Genomic DNA, 23,035 nt, shown 5'->3' on the forward strand with positions numbered 1-23,035 from the left:
TCCTGTCTCTCCGGCCGTCCGTGCGGGGGAATTCTCGGAGGTGGAGACTTGTCCGTCAGTGCCGGTAGCACGCTGCCCCTCACGGCTGCGCAACGCGAAATATGGATCGCCGAGCAGCGGCTGGGGAGCGGCAATCGAGTCTTCCGGGTGGGGGAGTACCTGGAGATCCACGGAGGCGTGGACCCGGAGCTGTTCGCGCAAGCCCTGCGGCTGGTCGTCGGCGAGGCGGAGGCGCTGCACGTCCGCTTCGTCGAGGAAGGTGACGAGGTCCGGCAAGCCCTCCAAGAGCCTGCCGACTGGCCGCTCGCGGTCACCGACCTGAGCGCGGAGCCGGACCCCGAACAGGCCGCCCGCGACTGGATGGACGCCGCGGTCGCCCGGCCCATGAACCTGACCGAGGATCGGCTGTTCGAGTACGCGCTGCTGAAGGTCGGCGCAGACCGCTTCTGGTGGTACCAGGGCTACCACCACGCCGTGATGGACGCCTTCGGGGTCCTGCTGATCACACGCCGGGTCGCCGACGTCTACACCGCACTCGCCCGCGGCGGCCCGGTGGGAGCGAGCCCTTTCGGCACGCTGTCCGACCTGATCACGGCCGAACAGGCCTACCAGGCATCGGAGCACTTCGCCCAGGACAGGGCGTACTGGACGGAACGCCTCGCCGACCGTCCGCAACCGGCAGGCCTCGTCGGCACGCCGTCGACCACGCCGGAGCGCTATATCCGGCACACCACCGCATGGGAGCCGGCGGAACACACGGCGCTGCGCGACGCGGCCCGCCGGGCCCGCGCCCCCTGGTCGCATCTGGTCATCGCCGCCGCAGCCCTCCACGTCCACCGGACGACCGGCGCGGCCACCGTCGTCCTCGGCCTGCCGGTGACGGCACGCCTCACCCAGGTGGAGCGCCGCACTCCCGGCACGGCTGCCAATGTCCTACCGCTCCGGCTCACGCTACGACCGGAGCTGACACTCGGCGAACTCCTCACCCAGATCGGCGAGCGCGTGCGCGAACTGGGCAGCCACCAGCGGTACCGGGCCGAGGACATCCAGCGCGACCTCGCACTGCCCGGCCACATGGGGACGTGGTACGCACCCGTCGTCAACGTCATGTCCTTCGACTACGCGATCACGTTCGCCGGACTGCCGACCACCGCGCACAACCTCACCTCCGGTCTGGTGGGCGACCTCACCCTCGCCGTGTGGGACCGGCGTGACGGCGCCGGGCCGGTCGTCGACGTGAACGTCCACCCCGAACTGTGCACGCAGGACGAACTGGCCGTTCACCACCGGCGCCTGCTCACGGCTCTGCGAGCCGTCACGGCAACGGATTCCTCCCGGCCGATCGGGCGGATGGATCTGCTGTCCGCGCAGGAGCGGGCGGCTGTGTTGGCGGTGCCGGCTGCTGTGGTGTCGTCGCGGGTGACGTTGCCGGAGTTGTTCGAGGCGCGGGTGGTGGCTGCGCCGGGTGCGGCGGCGGTGGTGTGGGAGGGTTCCGCGCTGTCGTACGGGGAGTTGAACGAGCGGGCGAACCGGCTGGCTCATGTGCTGGTGGGGCGTGGTGTCGGTCCGGAGGACGTGGTGGCGGTGGCGCTGCCGCGCAGCGCGGACCTGGTCGTCGCGGTCTTGGCGGTGCTGAAGGCGGGCGCGGCCTATCTCCCTGTTGATCCGGCCTATCCGGCGGCTCGGGTGGGTCAGATGGTCGGCGATGCCCGGCCCGTCCTTGTGCTGACGGCGACCGGGCACCGTCCCCCGGCGGACGCTGTCGCCGCGACGCCGGTGCTGTTGCTGGACGCGCTCGACGTGACGGATCAGCCCTCGGGCAATCCCGTCACCGCACTCGCGCCGGATCACCCCGCGTACGTCATCTACACCTCAGGCTCCACCGGCCGACCCAAAGGCGTCGTCGTCGCCCACCGCAACGTGGTGCGGCTCTTCGACGCCACCCGGAAGTGGTTCGGCTTTGGTCCCGACGACGTCTGGACGCTGTTCCACTCGTACGCCTTCGACTTCTCCGTCTGGGAGCTATGGGGAGCGTTGCTGCACGGCGGCCGACTCGTCGTGGTGCCCTACGAGGTCAGCAGGACGCCGGGCGCCTTCCTCGATCTGCTGGCCGATCACGGCGTCACCGTCCTCAACCAGACGCCGTCGGCCTTCTACCAGTTGGCACAGGCCGACGCCGACGCCTCCTCGCAGGGCCGCGAACTCGCCCTGCGCATCGTGGTGTTCGGCGGTGAGGCACTCCAGCCGTCCCGCCTCGCCGACTGGTACCGGCGCCACCCCGGCGACACGCCGTCCCTGATCAACATGTACGGCATCACCGAGACCACGGTCCACGTGACGTACCAGCCGCTGACCCGGGAGCGAGCAACCGCGGCGGCGGCCAGCGTCATCGGCGTCGGTATCTCCGACCTGCGGACGTATGTGCTCGGTCCGGGGCTTGAGTTGGTGGCGCCCGGCGTGGTGGGGGAGCTGTACGTCGCGGGCGCCGGTGTCGCCCGCGGGTATCTGGGCAAGCCTGGCCTGACGGCCGAGCGGTTCGTGGCGGACCCGTACGCTGCCGAGCCCGGTGGGCGGATGTACCGCACCGGTGACCTCGTGCGCTGGAACCAGGACGGCGAGCTGGAGTTCGTCGGCCGCGCCGACCACCAGGTCAAGATCCGCGGCTTCCGCATCGAACCCGGCGAGATCGAGCACGTGCTGACCGACCACCCCGATGTCGCCGAGGCCGCGGTGGTGGTCCGGGAGGAACAGTCCGGCGACGCCCGCCTCATCGCCTACGTGGTGGCACGGGCAGCCCTCCGCGACGCCGACGTACGGGACTTCGCGCGGGACCGGCTGCCCGACCACATGGTGCCGGCGGCCGTCGTCGTACTGGACCGCATGCCGCTGACCGCCAACGGCAAGCTGGACAAGGCGGCGCTCCCGGAGCCGGACTTCACCGTGCCCAGGGCGGGGCGGGAGGCGCGCACGCCGCAGGAGCAGATCGTGTGTGGTCTGTTCGCGCAGGTGTTGGGGCTGCCGCGGGTCGGTGTCGCGGACGACTTCTTCGACCTGGGCGGGCACTCGCTGCTGGCCACTCGCCTCATCGCCCGGATCCGCGCCGCGTTCGGAGCCGAGCTGGAGTTGCGTGCGCTGTTCGAGGGTCCGACGCCGGCCGCGGTGGCGGCACTCCTCGACACCGCCGGACCCGCTCGGCCGCCCCTGACGGCGCGGGAACGCCCGCAGGCCCTTCCCCTCTCGTCCGCCCAGCGGCGGCTGTGGTTCCTGCACAAGATGGAGGGGCCGAGCGCCACCTACAACATCCCTCTCGTCGTACGACTGACCGGCACGTTGGACCGTGACGCGCTGCGGGCCGCCCTCGGTGACGTGGTGTCCCGGCACGAGAGCCTGCGGACGGTGTTCCCCGAGACTGACGGCACGCCGTACCAGCACGTCCTGGACAGCGTGAGCGTCGAGCTGCCCACCACGGACATTACCGAGACGGAACTGCCGGAGGCCCTGAAGTCAGCGGCCCGGCACGCCTTCGACCTGGCGGCCGAAATCCCCCTCCACGCCGAGCTCTTCGAACTCGCGGCGCAGGAGTACGTACTGCTGCTGGTTCTGCACCACATCGCGGGTGACGGGTGGTCGTTGGGCCCGTTGGCCGCCGATCTGACCCGTGCTTATACGGCGCGGGTGGAGGGGCGGGTGCCGGAGTGGTCTGCGTTGCCGGTGCAGTATGCGGACTACACGTTGTGGCAGAACGAACTGCTGGGTGATCAGAACGATCCGGACAGTCTGTTCGCGACGCAGATCGGTTACTGGACGCAGGCGTTGGCGGGTCTGCCGGATCAGTTGACGCTTCCCGTGGATCGTCCGCGTCCGGCCGTGATGACCTACCGGGGTGACTACCTCACGGTCGATGTCGACCCGGACCTGCACCGGCGGTTGGCCGATCTCGCGCGGGCGTCGGGTGCGAGTTTGTTCATGGTGCTGCAGGCCGGACTCGCTGCTCTGCTGACGCGGTTGGGGGCGGGTGAGGATGTTCCGGTGGGCAGTCCGGTGGCCGGTCGCACCGATCAGGCGCTGGATGAGTTGATCGGGTTCTTCGTGAACACGCTGGTGTTGCGCACGGACACGTCCGGTGACCCGACGTTCGCTGAGTTGATTGCTCGGGTGCGGGAGCGGAGTCTGGCTGCCTACGCGCACCAGGACGTCCCGTTCGAGTACCTGGTGGAGCTGCTCAACCCGACCCGCACCCTGTCGCACCATCCGCTGTTCCAGGTCATGCTGGCGCTCCAGAACGCCCCCGAGACCGAGCTGGAGCTTCCCGGACTGCGAGCCGGGGTCGAGCTGGGCAGGACGGGTACGGCGAAGTTCGATCTGTTTATCAGCCTTGCGGAGCGGCGTGGGGAGCGCGGTGAGCCCCAGGGCATCAGCGGTGCCGTCGAGTACTCCAGCGACATCTACGACGCGCCCACCGTGCAGGCACTGTTCGACCGCTTGCTGAGGCTGTTGAACGCGGCCGTGTCCGATCCCGACCGTCCTCTGGCGGACATCGACATTCTCACTCTCGAGGAGCACCGGCGTGCCGTGGTCGAGTTCAACGACACGGTGCATGCCGTACCGGATGTCTCCTTGGGCGAGCTGTTCGTCCGGCAGGTGGCTGAGAGGCCCGATGCCCCGGCGGTCACCGACGGCGCCGTCACGCTCACGTACGCACAGCTCGACGCGTTCGCGGACGAGTTCGCGCATGAGGTGATCGGCAGGGGAGTGCGGCCCGGTGACGCGGTCGGTGTCCTGCTGGAGCGTTCGATCGGGACGGTGAGCACGGTCCTGGGCCTGATGAAGGCCGGCGCCGTCTACGTGCCCCTCGACGCCCGCTATCCGGCCGACCGCATCCGCCATGTCCTGGCCGACACCGGCGCGCGCCTGCTGATCACCGACGAACGGTCGGTTCCGGAAACAAGTGCCGAGTCCGTGGAGTTGCTCCGCATCGAGTCTCCTCGGTCCCATGCGACCGACACTGGTGATCCCAGGGTGGGTGTGCGTCCGGGTGATGCGGCGTATGTGATGTACACCTCGGGTTCGACGGGTGCGCCCAAGGGGATCGTGGTGACGCATCGCAATGTCGCCGCCCTGGCTCTGGATCCGCGGTTCGACCGTTCGGCGCATGAGCGGGTGCTGCTGCATTCGCCGGCCGCGTTCGATGCGTCCACCTACGAGTTGTGGGTGCCGCTGCTGAGCGGCGGCACCGTTGTGGTGGCCCCGGCCGGTGATCTGGACGTCCCCGCTCTGCGCCAGGCCGTCACCAGCCGGCGTGTGACTGCGTTGTGGCTGACCAGTTCCCTGTTGAACGTGGTCACCGAGCACGCTGCGGACGCGTTGTCGGGCGTGCGGCAGGTGTGGAGTGGGGGCGAGGCCGTTTCCGGCGCCACGGTGCAGCGTCTGCACGAGGTCTGCCCGGGGCTGACCGTGGTGGACGGGTACGGGCCGACGGAGACGACCACGTTCGCCACCCACCACCGCGTCCCGCGCCCCTACAGCGGCCCGGCGACCGTGCCGATCGGCCGTCCGATGGCCAACACCCGTGTCTATGTGCTGGACGAGCGCCTGCGGCCGGTGCCGCCGCAGGTGACGGGTGAGCTGTATGTCGCCGGGGCAGGCCTGGCGCGCGGCTATCTGAACAAGCCCGGTATGACGGCGGAGCGGTTCGTCGCCGATCCCTTCGGTGTTGAGTGCGGTGGTCGGATGTATCGCACGGGTGACCTCGTGCGTGTCAACGCCGAAGGCGATCTGGAGTACATGGGCCGGGCCGACCACCAGGTCAAGGTCCGTGGTTTCCGGATCGAGCCGGGTGAGATCGAGATGGTCCTCACCGATCATCCCGAGGTCGGTCAGGCCGCCGTGGTCGCCCATCACGACCAGCCCGGCAGCACCCGCCTGATCGCCTACATCGTCCCCGACCCCGGCGGAACACTGGCAGATCTGCGGGAGTTCGTGCGGCAGCGGCTGCCCGAGTACATGGCGCCGTCCACGTACGTCACCCTGGACCGGCTGCCGTTGACGGCCAACGGCAAGCTCGACCGGGCCGCGCTGCCCGAACCCGATCGGGGCGCGCGGGCGGATGTGCCGCGCCGTGAACCGCGGACGGAGCGCGAGCGACTGCTGGGGACGCTGGTCGCGCAGGCCCTGGGCGTGGACAACGTCGGGCCCGACGACGACTTCTTCGCGCTCGGTGGCGACAGCATCGTCTCGATCCGGCTGGTCAGCCTCGCTCGCTCGGCGGGTGTCAAACTGGCGGTCCGGGACGTCTTCGAGCAGCGGACCGCGGCCGGACTGGCCGAGGTCGCCGAGGAACTGGCCGTGTCGGCACTCGATTCCGGCGACTCCGGCGTGGGAGGGCTGGAACCGACGCCGATCATGCGCTGGTTCGACGCGCGCGGTGGCGACATCGACGCGTTCTACCAGGCGATGCTGCTGGAGGTGCCGGCCGGGTTGCGCGAGGACCACCTCGTCGCGGCCGTGCAGGCGCTCGTGGACCACCACGACGCGCTGCGGTTGCACCGGAAACGAAGCGGTCAGGACAACGGGGCGTGGTCGCTTGAGGTGGGCCCGGTGGGGTCCGTGTCGGCCGCGGACATGGTGCATCGTGTCGACACCGCCGGTGCGGCCGTCGACGCGACGCTGGTACGCGCACAGGCGGAGGCGGCGTCCGATCGACTGTCGGCCGAGCGTGGCCTGCTGGTTCAGGTGGTCTGGTTCGACGCCGGACCGGCCGAACGGGGCAGGCTGCTGGTCGTCGTCAACCATCTCGTCGTCGACGGGGTGTCCTGGCGGATCCTGCTTCCCGATCTCATCGCCGCCTGCGAGGCCGTCGGGGGCGGCCGTCCCCCACGGCTGGACCCGGTGGGCACCTCCCTGCGCCGCTGGGCGAGTCTCCTCACGGTCGAGGCCCGGCAGCCGGCCCGCACCGCCGAGGCGGCGCTGTGGGCCGGACTGCTCACCGCGGCCGACCCACCGCTGACCACTGGCCGGCCCGATGCCGCGCGGGACACCGTGGGCCGGGCCCGTGCGCTCACGCTCTCCCTGCCGTCCGAGGTCACCACCCCGCTGCTGACGACGGTGCCCACGGCCTTCCACGCGAAGGTCGACGACGTTCTGCTCGCCGCGCTTGCCCTGGCGGTCGCCCAGTGGCGCCGGACCCATGCACGTGGGCGGCACACGGCTCTCCTCGTGGACGTGGAGGGACACGGGCGCGAGGAGATCGTCGAGGGCGTGGACCTCTCGCGCACCGTGGGATGGTTCACCTCGCTGTATCCCGTCCGCATCGACCCCGGCCCCCTGGCGTGGGAAGAGGTCGTCGGCGGCGGGCCGTCGCTCGGACAGGCACTGAAGCGGGTCAAGGAGCAGGTCCGCTCCCTGCCCGACCGGGGCATCGGCTACGGCCTGCTGCGGCACCTCAATCCCGGCACCGCGCCGGAGCTGGCCGGGCTCGCCGTACCGCAACTCGGATTCAACTACCTCGGCCGGTTCCCCTCGGCGGGCGCCCCGGTGGTCCCCGGCGGCCCGGAATGGACGGTGGCCGCCGAGACGGGCCTGCTGAGCGGCGCCGACCCGGCGACCGCCCTGGCACACGGGGTTGAGGTGAACAGCATGGTCCGCGACCTCCCGGACGGGCCGGAACTGGAGGCCGTCTGGACCTGGGCGCCGGATCTGTGGACCGAACGGCACGTCCGAGCCCTGGCCGACCACTGGTTCCGAGCGATCCGCGGACTGGTCCGGCACGGCGAGCGCTCCGGCACCGGCGGCCACAGCCCCTCGGACTTCCCCCTGACCGAACTCAGCCAGCACGACATCGAGCAGCTCGAAGCAGCGTGGAGGGTGCAGAAATGACGTCGTCGGGCCTGGAAGACATCCTCCCCCTCTCCCCGATGCAGGAGGGTCTGCTGTTCCACTCCCGCTACGAGCAGGACGGCGCGGACGTCTACGCGGTGCAGCACGTCTTCGCCATCGAGGGCGTCCTCGATGCGGCGCGGCTGCGGGCCGCCGTGCTCGCCCTCGTCCAACGGCACCCGAACCTGCGCGCCGGATTCCGGCAGGTGGACTCCGGCCGCACAGTACAGCTGATACCACGTCAGGTAGACGTTCCGTGGGACGAGTTCGACCTGTCGCCGCTTCCCGAGGCCGACGCGGAGGCGGAGCTGGCCCGGCTCGCCGCCAAGGAGCACGCCCGCCGGTTCGACCTGGCCGAGCCGCCCCTGCTGCGCTTCTCCCTGGTGCGCCTGGCCGCCGAAAGCCACCGCCTCATCATGACCACCCACCACATCCTGCTCGACGGCTGGTCGACGCCACTGCTCGTGCGCGAGCTGGCCACGCTGTACGACAGCCAGGGCGACACCACCGTGCTGCCCCGAGTGGCCCCCTACCGGCAGTACCTGGGGTGGCTCGCGCAGCAGGACCAGCCAGCGGCGGAGGCCGCCTGGCGGGAGGCGCTCGGCGGACTCGAACAGCCGACGCTGCTCGCCCCGGTGGACCCGGGCCGTCCCGGCCTGATGCCGGAGCGGATCACCGTGGAACTGGACGAGGACCGCACGGCAGCGCTGGCCGACTGGGCGCGCCGGCACGGGGTGACCCTGAACACCGTGCTCCAGGCGGCCTGGGGGCTTGTGCTGAGCCGGCGCACCGGCCACGACGACGTCGTGTTCGGGGCCGTCGTGGCCGGGCGCGACCCTCAACTACCCGGCGTCGAGAGCATGGTGGGGCTGCTCATCAACATGGTGCCGGTGCGGGTGTCCCTCAACCCGGCGCAGTCCCTGCTGACCACCGTCGAACAGGTGCAGAGCGCGCAGTCGCGGCTCACCGGGCACCACCACCTCGGACTCGCCCGCATCCAGCGACTGGCCGGTCTGGGCGACCTCTTCGACACCTCCCTGGTCTTCGAGAACTACCCGTGGGACGAACCCGGCGAGCGGCCGGAGACCGGGCTGCGGATCACCCCTGACCTGGGTCGCGGGCGGGACGCGACGCACTATCCCCTGACCCTGATCGCCGCCCCGGGTCGTCGTCTGTACCTCCGCCTGGACTACCGCGACGACCTGTTCGACCAGGCGACGGCCGCCGGGTTCATCGACCGGCTGATCCGGGTGCTCGACCTCGTCGTCACGGATTCCTCCCGGCTGATCGGGCGGATGGATCTGCTGTCCGCGCAGGAGCGGGCGGCTGTGTTGGCGGTGCCGGCTGCTGTGGTGTCGTCGCGGGTGACGTTGCCGGAGTTGTTCGAGGCGCGGGTGGTGGCTGCGCCGGGTGCGGCGGCGGTGGTGTGGGAGGGTTCCGCACTGTCGTACGGGGAGTTGAACGAGCGGGCGAACCGGCTGGCTCATGTGCTGGTGGGGCGTGGTGTCGGTCCGGAGGACGTGGTGGCGGTGGCGCTGCCGCGCAGCGCGGACCTGGTCGTCGCGGTCTTGGCGGTGCTGAAGGCGGGCGCGGCCTATCTTCCTGTTGATCCGGCCTATCCGGCGGCTCGGGTGGCTCAGATGGTCGGCGATGCCCGGCCCGTCCTTGTGCTGTCGGCGACCGGGCACCGTCCCCCGGCGGACGCTGTCGCCGCGGCGCCGGTGCTGTTGCTGGACGCGCTCGACGTGACGGATCAGCCCTCGGACAATCCCGTCACCGCACTCGCGCCGGATCACCCCGCGTACGTCATCTACACCTCAGGCTCCACCGGCCGACCCAAAGGCGTCGTCATGCCCGCGGGTGCGCTGGTGAACCTGCTGGAGTGGCACCACGAGGCGATCGGCGGCGAACCCGGCACGAGCACCGCGCAGTTCACGGCCATCAGCTTCGACGTCTCCGCGCAGGAGATGCTGTCGGCCCTGATGTTCGGCAAGACCCTGGTGATCCCGGACGAGGACGTCCGGCGGGACGCGGCCCGGTTCGTCGAGTGGCTGGACGAGCACGAAGTGGAGGAACTCTTTGCGCCCAACCTCGTCCTGGAGGCCGTCGCCGAGGCAGCCGTCGAGCAGGGACGTGCGCTGCCCCGGCTGCGGACCATCGCGCAGGCCGGCGAGGCCCTTACGCTGAGCCGCGTCGTCCGCGAGTTCCACACCTCGGCACCAGAACGCGTGCTGCACAACCACTACGGCCCCACCGAGACCCACGTGGTCACGGCCCACACCCTGAGCGACGACGCCGACAGCTGGCGGCTCACCGCGCCGATCGGCCGACCGATCGCCAACACGCGGGCCTACGTCCTGGGTTCGGGGCTTGAGTTGGTGGCGCCCGGCGTGGTGGGGGAGCTGTACGTCGCGGGGGCCGGTGTCGCCCGCGGGTATCTGGGCAAGCCCGGTATGACGGCCGAGCGGTTCGTGGCGGACCCGTACGCTGCCGAGCCGGGTGGGCGGATGTACCGCACCGGTGACCTCGTGCGCTGGAACCAGGACGGCGAGCTGGAGTTCGTCGGCCGCGCCGACCACCAGGTCAAGATCCGCGGCTTCCGCATCGAACCCGGCGAGATCGAGAACGTCATCACCGAGCACCCCCATATCGCCCAGGCCGCCGTAGTCGTCCGCGAGGACCAGCCCGGCAGGACCCGGCTGGTGGCCTATGTGGTGGCCCGGGAGGCCCTGCGGCCCGAGGAGTTACGGGAGTTCGTCCGTGAGCGGCTGCCCGAACACATGGTGCCCTCGGCCGTCACACTCCTGGACCGCCTGCCGCTGACCGCCAACGGCAAGCTGGACAAGGCGGCGCTCCCGGAGCCGCACATCGCCGTGCCCAGGGCGGGGCGGGAGGCGCGCACGCCGCAGGAGCAGATCATCTGCGATCTGTTCGCACAGGTGCTGGGGCTGCCCCTCGTCGGCGTGGACGACGACTTCTTCGAGCTCGGCGGCCACTCGCTGCTGGCCACCCGGCTGATCGCCCGCATCCGTGCCGCGTTCAGCGTCGAGATCGGCCTGCGCACGCTCTTCGAGGCACGGACCGCGGGGGCGGTCGCGGCCCGGCTCGACACCGCCGGGCCCGCACGGCTCGCCCTGACCAAGCAGCAACTGCCCGACGCCGTGCCTCTGTCGTTCGCCCAGCGGCGGCTGTGGTTCCTGCACAAGATGGAGGGGCCGAGCGCCACCTACAACATCCCTCTCGTCTTACGACTGACCGGCACGTTGGACCGTGACGCGCTGCGGGCCGCCCTCGGTGACGTGGTGTCCCGGCACGAGAGCCTGCGGACGGTGTTCCCCGAGACTGACGGCACGCCGTACCAGCACGTCCTCGACAGCGTGAACGTGGAGCTGCCCACCACGGACATTACCGAGAGGGAACTGCCGGAGGCCCTGAAGTCGGCGGCCCGCTACCCCTTCGACCTGGCAACCGAAACACCGCTGCGCGCCGAGCTGTTCCGACTCGCCCCCGACCGCCACGTCCTCGTCCTGGTTCTGCACCACATCGCGGGTGACGGGTGGTCGTTGGGCCCGTTGGCCGCCGATCTGACCCGTGCTTATACGGCGCGGGTGGAGGGGCGGGTGCCGGAGTGGTCTGCGTTGCCGGTGCAGTATGCGGACTACACGTTGTGGCAGAACGAACTGCTGGGTGATCAGAACGATCCGGACAGTCTGTTCGCGACGCAGATCGGTTACTGGACGCAGGCGTTGGCGGGTCTGCCGGATCAGTTGACGCTTCCCGTGGATCGTCCGCGTCCGGCCGTGATGACCTACCGGGGTGACTACCTCACGGTCGATGTCGACCCGGACCTGCACCGGCGGTTGGCCGATCTCGCGCGGGCGTCGGGTGCGAGTTTGTTCATGGTGCTGCAGGCCGGACTCGCTGCTCTGCTGACGCGGTTGGGGGCGGGTGAGGATGTTCCGGTGGGCAGTCCGGTGGCCGGTCGCACCGATCAGGCGCTGGATGAGTTGATCGGGTTCTTCGTGAACACGCTGGTGCTGCGTACGGACACGTCCGGTGACCCGACGTTCGCTGAGTTGATTGCTCGGGTGCGGGAGCGGAGTCTGGCTGCCTACGCGCACCAGGACGTCCCGTTCGAGTACCTGGTGGAACTGCTCAACCCGACCCGCACCCTCTCGCACCATCCGCTGTTCCAGGTCATGCTGGCGCTCCAGAACGCGCCCGAGGCGAGTTTCCGGCTTCCCGGTCTGACGATCGACGTCGCTCCCGGACGGACCGGTACCGCGAAGTTCGACCTGTTCTTCAGCCTCGCCGAGCAGCGCGGCGCCCATGGCGAGCCGCAGGGCATCAGCGGGGCGATCGAGTACTCCAGCGACATCTACGACGCGCCCACCGTGCGGGCCTTGTTCGAGCGGTGGCTGCACTTCCTCGACATCGCCACCACCCACCCCGACCAGCCCCTCAACCACATCGACATCCTCACCCCCGACGAACACCGGCAGTTGCTCGGCACCTGGCTGGAGACCGAGACCGAGGTCGGCGAGAAGCTGCTGCCGGTCCGCTTCGCCGAGCAGGCCGCCGCCACCCCTGACGCCGTGGCCGTGATCGCCGGGGACACCTCCCTGACGTATGCGGAGCTGGACCGCCGCGCCAACCGCCTCGCGCACGTCCTGCTGCGCCGGGGCGCGGGTCCGGACCGGGTGGTCGCGCTGGCGCTGCCGCGTTCGGCCGAGCTGGTGATCGCCCTGTTGGCCGTGCTCAAGAGCGGTGCCGCGTACCTGCCACTGGACCCGGACCACCCGGCCGGCCGCCTCGCCTACGTCCTCCAGGACGCACGGCCCGCCCTGTTGCTCACCACATTGGCGACCGACTCCCGGACGCCGGACGGTGGTTCGGCGGCACGACTGGTGCTGAACTCCCCGGACGTACACGCACTTCTGTCCGCCAGCCCCGACACCGACCCGGCCGAGACCGGACACGCAGCACCGCCGGCCCCCGAGGCCGCCGCGTACGTGATCTACACGTCAGGCTCGACCGGTCGCCCCAAGGGCGTGGTCGTACCGCACGCGGCGCTGCTCAACTTCCTGGAAGCGATGCGGCGCAAGGTCCCGCTCCGAACGGGGGAACGGCTGCTCGCGGTCACCACGGTGGCGTTCGACATCGCCGCGCTGGAGCTGTACCACCCGCTCCTGTCGGGCGCCACGGTCGTCCTCGCCCCCAAGGAGGCCGTCCCTCAACCGTCCGCGGTGCTCGACCTGATCGCCCGGCACGGCGTCACGGTCGTGCAGGGCACCCCCTCCCTGTGGCAGCTGCTCGTGGCGCACGAGCCGGAGGCGCTGCGGGGCCTGCGTGTGCTCGTCGGCGGTGAGGCGCTGCCCACTCCGCTCGCCGAGTCGATGCGCAGGCTCACCGACGACGTGACCAACCTGTACGGTCCCACCGAGACCACCATCTGGTCGACGGCCGCGGACCTCGGCGGCGGCGCGGGCACACCGCCCATCGGCCGGCCGATCGCCAACACGCGGGCCTACGTGCTGGGTTCGGGGCTTGAGTTGGTGGCGCCCGGTGTGGTGGGAGAGCTGTACATCGCAGGATCCGGTGTGGCCCGCGGCTACTTGGGCAAGCCCGGCTTGACGGCTGAGCGGTTCCTGGCGGACCCGTACGCTCCCGAGCCCGGTGGGCGGATGTACCGCACCGGTGACCTCGTGCGCTGGAACCAGGACGGCGAGCTGGAGTTCGTCGGGCGCGTCGACCACCAGATCAAGATCCGCGGTTTCCGCATCGAACTCGGCGAGATCGAGGAGGTCCTCACCGACCATACGGACATCGCGCAGGCAGCCGTCGTCGTCCGCGAGGACCAGCCCGGCGACACCCGACTCGTCGCCTACGTCGTCGCAGACACCTCGGCGCGCGACCACGACGAGGCTGTGGAGCAGGACCAGCTCAGCGAGTGGCAGAACCTGTACGACGCCGTGTACACCGCGGCGGAGCAGACGGCCTTCGGTGAGAACTTCGCCAGCTGGAACAGCAGTTACGACGGCCAGCCGATCCCACTGCCCGAGATGCGGGAGTGGCGGGACACGACCGTCGACCGCATCCGGTCCCTGAGGCCGCGCCGCGTCCTCGAAATCGGTGTCGGCAGCGGCCTGCTCCTGGCCCGACTGGCGCCCGAGTGCGAGGAGTACTGGGGCACCGACTTCTCCCGCACCGTCATCGACGAGCTTCGGCGGCACATCGACGCCGATCCCGTCCTGGCCACCCGGGTCCACCTGCGCACCCAGCCCGCCCACGACTTCGCCGACCTTCCGCAGGGCCACTTCGACACGATCGTGCTCAACTCCGTGGCCCAGTACTTCCCGAACGCCGGTTACCTGGAACAAGTCGTCCACCACGCGCTCCGCGCCCTCACCCCCGGTGGCGCGTTGTTCTTGGGCGACCTGCGCAATCCGCGGTTGCTGCGGACCTTCGCCTCGGGTGTGCAGACGGCGCGTGCCGAGGACCCTGGCGACACGGCCGCGATCCGCCGTGCCGTCGAGCAGAGCCTGGTCCTGGAAAAGGAACTCCTCGTCGACCCCGAGTACTTCAGCGCCCTCGCCCACCACGTCCCCGACCTGGCGGGCACCGACATCCAGCTCAAGCGCGGCACCGCCCACAACGAACTCACCCGCTACCGCTACGACGCCACCCTCTACAAGACCGGCATCACCACCCACCCCCTCGACGACGCTCCCGCCCGCCCCTGGCTCGCGCACGCCGACGCCCAAGCCAACCTCAACGATCTGAGGCAACAGCTGGCGGTCGACCGGCCCGCGGAAATCCGCCTGACCGGCGTCCCGAACCCCCGCCTCGTCCACGAACTCGCCGTGCGACAGGCCCTCGAAGACGGCGCACCGCTGCCCGACCGCCCCAGCGCCTCACCCATCGGCCTTGAGACCTTCCACACCCTGGGCGACGAGCACGGCTACTGGACCGGCATCACCTGGAACACCCAGGACACCGACGCCGTGGACGTCGTCTTCGTCGACCGGACCCGGCTGTCCGGCCGCGCCCCCGTCGGCACCTACGCCGCGCTCCCCACCAGCTCCGTCACCGCATCCCTTTCCACGTGGGCGACCAACCCCGCCGCCCGCCGCGGCACCGGTGCCCTGGTCGACAAGCTCCGTGAGCACACCCGCGACCGTCTGCCCGACTACATGGTCCCGTCGGCCATCGTTCCCCTCGACCGGCTCCCCCTGATGGCCAACGGCAAGCTGGACCGGGTGGCCCTGCCTGTGCCGGAGTTCGCGTCGGCCGGATCGGGCCGAGGGGCGCGCACGCCGCAGGAGCAGATCGTGTGTGATCTGTTCGCGCAGGTGCTGGGGCTGCCGCGGGTCGGTGTCGAGGACGACTTCTTCGACTTGGGCGGGCACTCACTGCTGGCCACTCGCCTCATCGCCCAGATCCGCGCCGCGTTCGGAGCCGAGCTGGAGTTGCGTGCGCTGTTCGAGGGTCCGACGCCGGCCGCGGTGGCGGCACTCCTCGACACCGCCGCCCCCGGACGCCTGGCTCTCACCGTCCGCAGGCGACCCGAGGTCATGCCGCTGTCCTTCGCCCAGCGCCGGCTGTGGTTCATCCACAAGATGGAGGGGCCGAGCGCCACCTACAACATCCCACTGGCCCTGCGGCTGAACGGCGAATTGGACCGTGACGCACTGCGGGCCGCCCTCGGTGACGTGGTGTCCCGGCACGAGAGTCTGCGGACCGTGTTCCCCGAGGCCGAGGGCGTCCCCTGCCAGCAGGTGCTGTCACCCGAGGCGGCCGTCCCGCACCTCACCGTCCACCCCACGACCGAGACGGAACTGCCGGATGCCCTGAAGGCGGCCGCCCGCTACCCCTTCGACCTGGCGACCGAGATACCGCTGCGCGCCGAGCTCTTCGAACTCGCGGCGCAGGAGTACGTACTGCTGCTGGTTCTGCACCACATCGCGGGTGACGGGTGGTCGTTGGGCCCGTTGGCCGCCGATCTGACCCGTGCTTATACGGCGCGGGTGGAGGGGCGGGTGCCGGAGTGGTCTGCGTTGCCGGTGCAGTATGCGGACTACACGTTGTGGCAGAACGAACTGCTGGGTGATCAGAACGATCCGGACAGTCTGTTCGCGACGCAGATCGGTTACTGGACGCAGGCGTTGGCGGGTCTGCCGGATCAGTTGACGCTTCCCGTGGATCGTCCGCGTCCGGCCGTGATGACCTACCGGGGTGACTACCTCACGGTCGATGTCGACCCGGACCTGCACCGGCGGTTGGCCGATCTCGCGCGGGCGTCGGGTGCGAGTTTGTTCATGGTGCTGCAGGCCGGACTCGCTGCTCTGCTGACGCGGTTGGGGGCGGGTGAGGATGTTCCGGTGGGCAGTCCGGTGGCCGGTCGCACCGATCAGGCGCTGGATGAGTTGATCGGGTTCTTCGTGAACACGCTGGTGCTGCGTACGGACACGTCCGGTGACCCGACGTTCGCTGAGTTGATTGCTCGGGTGCGGGAGCGGAGTCTGGCTGCCTACGCGCACCAGGACGTCCCGTTCGAGTACCTGGTGGAACTGCTCAACCCGACCCGCACCCTCTCGCACCATCCGCTGTTCCAGGTCATGCTGGCGCTCCAGAACGCGCCCGAGGCGAGTTTCCGGCTTCCCGGTCTGACGATCGACGTCGCTCCCGGACGGACCGGTACCGCGAAGTTCGACCTGTTCTTCAGCCTCGCCGAGCAGCGCGGCGCCCATGGCGAGCCGCAGGGCATCAGCGGGGCGATCGAGTACTCCAGCGACATCTACGACGCGCCCACCGTGCGGGCCTTGTTCGAGCGGTGGCTGCACTTCCTCGACATCGCCACCACCCACCCCGACCAGCCCCTCAACCACATCGACATCCTCACCCCCGACGAACACCGGCGTGCCGTGGTCGAGTTCAACGACACGGTGCATGCCGTACCGGATGTCTCCCTGGGCGAGCTGTTCGTCCGGCAGGTGGCTGAGAGGCCCGATGCCCCGGCGGTCACCGACGGCGCGGTCACGCTCACGTACGCACAGCTCGACGCGCTCGCGGACGAGTTCGCGCATGACGTGATCGGCAGGGGAGTGTGGCCCGGTGACGCGGTCGGTGTCCTGCTGGAGCGTTCGATCGGAACGGTGAGCACGGTCCTGGGCCTGATGAAAGCCGGCGCCGTCTACGTGCCCCTCGACGCCCGCTATCCGGCCGACCGCATCCGCCATGTCCTGGCCGACACCGGCGCCACGCTGGTGGTGACGGACGACGCGTCTCAGCCGCACCTCCCGGCCGATGCGGCAGACGTGTTCCTCATCGACTCCACACCCGGGGGAGAGGAACGGCGTGAAGCGCCTGGGGTGGGTGTGCGTTCGGGTGATGCGGCGTATGTGATGTACACCTCGGGTTCGACGGGTGCGCCCAAGGGGATCGTGGTGACGCATCGCAATGTCGCCGCCCTGGCTCTGGATCCGCGGTTCGACCGTTCGGCGCATGAGCGGGTGCTGCTGCATTCGCCGGCCGCGTTCGATGCGTCCACCTACGAGTTGTGGGTGCCGCTGCTGAGCGGCGGCACCGTTGTGGTGGCCCCGGCCGGTGATCTGGACGTCCCCGCTCTGCGCCAGGCCGTCACCAGCCGGCGTGTGACTGCGTTGTGGCTGACCAGTTCCCTGTTGAACGTGGTCGCCGAGCACGCTGCGGACGCGTTGTCGGGCGTGCGGCAGGTGTGGAGTGGGGGCGAGGCCGTTTCCGGCGCCACGGTGCAGCGTCTGCACGAGGTCTGCCCGGGGCTGACCGTGGTGGACGGGTACGGGCCGACGGAGACGACCACGTTCGCCACCCACCACCGCGTCCCGCGCCCCTACAGCGGCCCGGCGACCGTGCCGATCGGCCGTCCGATGGCCAACACCCGTGTCTATGTGCTGGACGAGCGCCTGCGGCCGGTGCCGCCGCAGGTGACGGGTGAGCTGTATGTCGCCGGGGCAGGCCTGGCGCGCGGCTATCTGAACAAGCCCGGTATGACGGCGGAGCGGTTCGTCGCCGATCCCTTCGGTGTTGAGTGCGGTGGTCGGATGTATCGCACGGGTGACCTCGTGCGTGTCAACGCCGAAGGCGATCTGGAGTACATGGGCCGGGCCGACCACCAGGTCAAGGTCCGTGGTTTCCGGATCGAGCCGGGTGAGATCGAGATGGTCCTCACCGATCATCCCGCGGTCGGTCAGGCCGCGGTGGTCGCCCATCACGACCAGCCCGGCAGCACCCGCCTGATCGCCTACGTCGTCCCCGACACCGGTGGACCGACGGGGGACGAGGAGGAGCGGGATCAGATCGGCGAGTGGCAGGATCTCTACGACTCCTTGTACTCGGCGCCCGGTTCGACGCTGGGGGAGGACTTCTCCGGCTGGAACAGCAGTTACGACGGCGAGCCGATCCCGCTGCCCGAGATGCGGGAGTGGCGTGCGGCCACGCTCGAACGGATCAGGGCGCTCAAGCCCGGCCGTGTCCTGGAGATCGGTGTCGGCACCGGTCTGCTGCTGTCCGGACTGGCGCCCGAGTGCGAGGAGTACTGGGGCACGGACTTCTCCCCGGTCGTCGTGGAGGAGTTGCGGCGCCATGTCGACGGTGACCCCGAGCTGGCCCGGCGGGTCAGGCTCCGGGTGCAGGCCGCCCATGAGCACGGCGACCTTCCGCAGGGGCACTTCGACACGATCGTGGTCAACTCCGTGGCCCAGTACTTCCCGAACGGCGGATATCTGACGCAGGTCGTCGAGCAGGCCTTCCGTCTGCTCGCGCCCGGTGGCGCGCTGTTCCTGGGCGACCTGCGCAATCCGCGGTTGCTGCGGACCTTCGCCTCGGGTGTGCAGACGGCGCGTGCCGAGGACCCTGGCGACACGGCCGCGATCCGCCGTGCCGTCGAGCAGAGCCTGGTCCTGGAAAAGGAACTCCTCGTCGACCCCGAGTACTTCAGCGCCCTCGCCCACCACGTCCCCGACCTGGCGGGCACCGACATCCAGCTCAAGCGCGGCACCGCCCACAACGAACTCACCCGCTACCGCTACGACGCCACCCTCTACAAGACCGGCATCACCACCCACCCCCTCGACGACGCTCCCACTCGACCCTGGACCCGTGACCTGGGTGCCCTCGCCGATCATCTGGGCAGCGCGCGGCCCGACCGGTTGCGCGTCACCGGGGTACCTCACGCGCGCATCGCGGCCGACCTCGCCGCACAGCGCGCGCTCGAATCCGGGACGGCACCGGAGTCCCGGGACACGGCCGGCGTCGATCCGGAGGACCTGCACCGCCTGGGCGGGAAGTACGGCTACTGGACGGCGATCAGCTGGAACGGGCACGAACCGGCCGCTCTCGACGTCACGTACGTCAAGCGCGAACTGCTCGGCGAGAAGGTGCCCGTCGGTGCCTACGCACCCACGGGCGCGGCCGGCCCCGGCACCCCGCTCTCGTCCTGGACCACCAGCCCGGCCACCCGCCGGAGCACTGGAGCCCTGCTCATGGCCGTACGGGAGCACCTGCGCCGTCGGCTGCCCGAGTACATGCGCCCCGCCGCCGTCGTTCCGCTCGACCGGCTGCCGCTCACCGCCAACGGCAAGCTCGACCGTGCGGCGCTGCCGACGCTCGAACCGGAGCGCGCCGACATTGGGCGGGCGCCTGCCACCCCGCAGGAGCAGGTGGTGTGCGAGCTGTTCGCGGAGGTCCTGGGCCGACCGGTGGTCGGTGTGAGCGAGGACTTCTTCGACCTGGGCGGGCACTCGCTGCTGGCCACCCGGCTGCTGGCCCGGCTGCGCGCGGCCTTCGGTGTCGAGCTGGGCGTGCGGAGCCTGTTCGAGGCGCCGACACCGGCGGGCATCGCGGCCCGGCTCGACGTCGACGACGCGGACGGCTCGTACGAGGTGATGCTGCCGCTGCGCACCGGAGGCAGCAGGCCGCCGCTGTTCTGTGTCCATCCGGGCGGGGGCATCAGCTGGTCGTACAGCGCGCTCATCAAGCACCTGGCGCCGCAGTATCCGCTCTACGGTATCCAGGCGCGCAGTCTGGCCCGGCCGGAACCCCGGCCCGCCAGCATGGAGGAGATGGCGGTGGATTACGCCGACCAGATCCAGCGGGTGCAGCCGCACGGGCCGTACCACCTGGCCGGCTGGTCGTTCGGCGGGCTGTGCGCGCACGCGCTGGCCGCGGAGTTCCAGCGGCGCGGCGAACCGGTGGCGCTGGTCGCGGTGCTCGATGTGATCCCGGACTGGCAGGGCCTCACCCACGCCGACGTGCCCGCCCCGGACGACCGGGTGATGCTGCTCTACCACGTCGGTCTCGTCGACGACGGCGACCACCACGACGACGGCGAGATGACCTTCGCCAGGGCGCGGGAGATCCTGCGCCGCCAGGGCAGTGTGCTGGCCAACCTGGAGGAGGACCGGCTCACGACGATCACCGAGATCTCGGCGAACAACACCCATCTGACCGTCGACTACCGGCCCGGCCAGATCGACGGGGACCTGCTGCTGATCGCCTGCTCGCAGGAGCAGGACCCGCCGGTGACCGCCGCGGCCTGGCAGCCGTATGTGCGCGGCTCCGTCGAGGCCCATGTGGTGCCCGGCGACCACGGGTCGATGCTGACCCGCCCGGACACGTTGGCCGAGATCGGCCGCATCCTCTCGGCCAAGCTCCACGACCTCACCGGCGACGAGTGACCTTCGCGGGCCGCCCACCAGGAACCCGCCGTCCGCTGTCCGCGAGGACCGACACCCGAGGACTGACACTGATGCTGACCGACGTGCTCTCCGTCGACGTGGCCAAGGCCCTGGCCGCCGTGGAGGAATGGCTGAGCGAGTACATCCGCCGACCCCACGGCGAACTCGGACGCACCGGCCCGGTGTGCCCGTTCGTCGAACCCGCCCAGCGTGCCGGCGCGCTGGAGATCCGCGTCAGGCTCGTCGGCCCCACCCCGAGCCAGGCCCTGCTCGACGAGATCGTCCGCTGCGGTCTCGACGAGTTCAGCGAGGTCGACTGGAAGTCCGGCAACCCGAATCTGCGCTCGCTGCTGCTGGTCCTGCCGGACCTTCCGGCCGAGCACCTGCACCTGCTGGACGCGGCGCACACCGCGCTGAAGCCGGAGAGTGTGCGGCGGGGGCTGATGATCGCCCAGTTCCACGAGAAGTGCGAGGAGAAGGCCGCGCGCAACCCGGCGTTCGAGGTGAGTCATGCCCCGGTGCCGATGATGGCGGTGCGGTCGATGGCGATCCACGACGTGCTGTTCCTGGCCGACCGGCGGGAGTGGTTCGAGGAGTACGCGAGCCGTTTCGGCGCCCGCTACCGCACCGGGTCGCACGGCATCGACCCGCTGCTGACCGAGATGTACGAGCGGGCCCGTGCCGACTACGCGCCGGGGAGCTGAGCGCATGCGCGACGCACCGCCGGCCGCGGGTGCCGTGTACCGGGGCATGAACCAGGCCACGCTGGACCGGCAGTACTCGCCGAGTTCGCGCGTGGCGAGCCTGGACGCCTACCTGCGCGCATACGAGCGGCTCAGCGAGGCCGCCCGCCGGGACCACCCGGTGCGGACCTCCCTCGCCTACGGCCCGCACCCGGCGGAGCGGCTCGACTACTTCCCCGGGCAGGCGGCCGGGCGGGCTCCGCTGCTGGTGTTCGTGCACGGCGGGAACTGGCAGGCACTGAGCCGCGCCGAATCGGCGTTCCCGGTGCCGCCGCTGCTGGCCGCCGGCGCGGCGGTCGCGGTGATCGAGTACGGGCTGGCGCCGGACGTCGGCCTGGACGCCATGGCGGGCATGGTGCGCCGGGCCGTGGACTGGCTGCTGCGGCACGCGGACGGGCTCGGGTTCGCCCCGGACCGCCTCCATCTGTGCGGCACCTCGGCCGGCGCGCACCTGGCCGCCATGGCCCTGCTGCCGGACGCGTCGGCCGGCCCGGACGTGACCGGCCGGATCGCCGGGGCGGTGCTGCTCAGCGGCATGTACGACCTGGAGCCGGTGCGCCTGTCCTACGTCAACGACGCGCTGCGGCTGGACGAGGCCGCGGCCCTGCGCAACAGCCCGATCCTTCGTCTGCCGGCGCGGCTGCCCCCGACGGTGGTCGCCCGCGGCGGGAACGAGACCGAGGAGTACGTCCGCCAGCACGACCGGATGGTGGCGGCGCTGCGCCCCCGGGCGGCGGTGACGGAGGTCGTCGCCGATCGGCGCGACCACTTCGACCTCCCCTACGACCTGGGCGTGCCGGGCACCGCACTGGGCGACGCGGTCCTGGCGCAGATGGGACTGGAAGGAACGACCGCATGACCACCGAACAGAGGACCGCGAGCCCCGCGTGCCCGTTGTCCGCCGGATCCTCGTCGGACACGACCCCGTACGCCCACTACGCGCGGATGGACGAGCTGCTGGGCTTGCAGCATCCGCTCAGTTCGGCCCGCACCGAGCCGGGGTTCATCATCATGAGCCAGGTCAAGGAGCTGCTGTTCAAGCTGCTGCACACCGAATTCAGCACTGCGCGCGACCAGTTGGCCGACGACCTGCTCGACGACGCGCTGTGGACGCTGCGCCGCGCCGCACGGGTGCAGCAGGTGCTGCTGGTGTCGTGGGAGACGTTCTCCGTGCTGTCCCCGGTGGAGTTCGCCGAGTTCCGGGACGTCCTGGGGTCGGCCTCCGGCTTCCAGTCGGCCGGCTACCGGCGCCTGGAGTTCCTGCTCGGCAACAAGAACCCGGCGATGGCCGCGCCGCACCGGAACACGGCGGGCTACGACGCGGTCGTCGGTCAGCTGCACGAGCCGAGCCTGTACGACGCCGCGCTCGCGCTGCTGGCACGCCGCGGACTGCTCACGCCGGACGACGCGACGAGCCGGGACGTCACCCGGCCGTACCGCGATGGCGCGGAGGTGGAGGAGGCCTGGCGGGCGGTCTACCGGGACCCCGTCCGCCATCGCGACCTGCATCTGCTCGCGGAGGCGCTGACGGACACCGCCGACCAGTTCGCCCGCTGGCGCTACACCCATCTGGTGACCGTGCAGCGGATGCTGGGCGCCAAGCCCGGGACCGGCGGCACCGAGGGGGTGGCCTGGCTCGCCCGGATCAGTGAGCACCGTTTCTTCCCGGAACTGTGGTCGGTGCGCTCCACGCTCTGACCG

General features: G+C 70.6%; 5 protein-coding genes. All 5 read left to right on the forward strand.

The genetic code is table 11. From position 1 onward, the window contains the following. The first annotated feature begins 48 nt into the window (after nucleotides 1-48). The 5 genes from ACE4Q9_RS29185 to ACE4Q9_RS29205 all read left to right on the forward strand — a co-directional run bounded on the left by ACE4Q9_RS29185 (nucleotide 49) and on the right by ACE4Q9_RS29205 (nucleotide 23,032). Nucleotides 49-7,875 (forward strand): amino acid adenylation domain-containing protein, encoded by a 7,827-nt coding sequence (locus ACE4Q9_RS29185; protein WP_397987497.1) that lies wholly within the window; start codon nucleotides 49-51, stop codon nucleotides 7,873-7,875. Then, nucleotides 7,872-20,591: an amino acid adenylation domain-containing protein gene (locus tag ACE4Q9_RS29190; protein WP_397987498.1), complete on the forward strand. Its 12,720-nt coding sequence runs from the start codon at nucleotides 7,872-7,874 to the stop codon at nucleotides 20,589-20,591. The genes ACE4Q9_RS29185 and ACE4Q9_RS29190 overlap by 4 nt, the downstream gene beginning before the upstream one ends. A gap of 71 nt (nucleotides 20,592-20,662) precedes the next feature. Further along, entirely contained in the window at nucleotides 20,663-21,295 is a 633-nt protein-coding gene (locus tag ACE4Q9_RS29195; protein WP_397987499.1) for a DUF6875 domain-containing protein, read from the forward strand. A gap of 4 nt (nucleotides 21,296-21,299) precedes the next feature. After that, entirely contained in the window at nucleotides 21,300-22,193 is an 894-nt protein-coding gene (locus ACE4Q9_RS29200; RefSeq protein ID WP_397987500.1) for an alpha/beta hydrolase, read from the forward strand. Next, nucleotides 22,190-23,032, forward strand: a complete 843-nt coding sequence (locus ACE4Q9_RS29205) for a tryptophan 2,3-dioxygenase (RefSeq protein WP_397987501.1) — start codon at nucleotides 22,190-22,192, stop codon at nucleotides 23,030-23,032. Before ACE4Q9_RS29200 ends, ACE4Q9_RS29205 begins: the two co-directional genes overlap by 4 nt. Nucleotides 23,033-23,035 lie beyond the last annotated feature (3 nt).

It is taken from the genome of Streptomyces sp. AM6-12, from assembly GCF_044327085.1.
GTDB lineage: Bacteria > Actinomycetota > Actinomycetes > Streptomycetales > Streptomycetaceae > Streptomyces.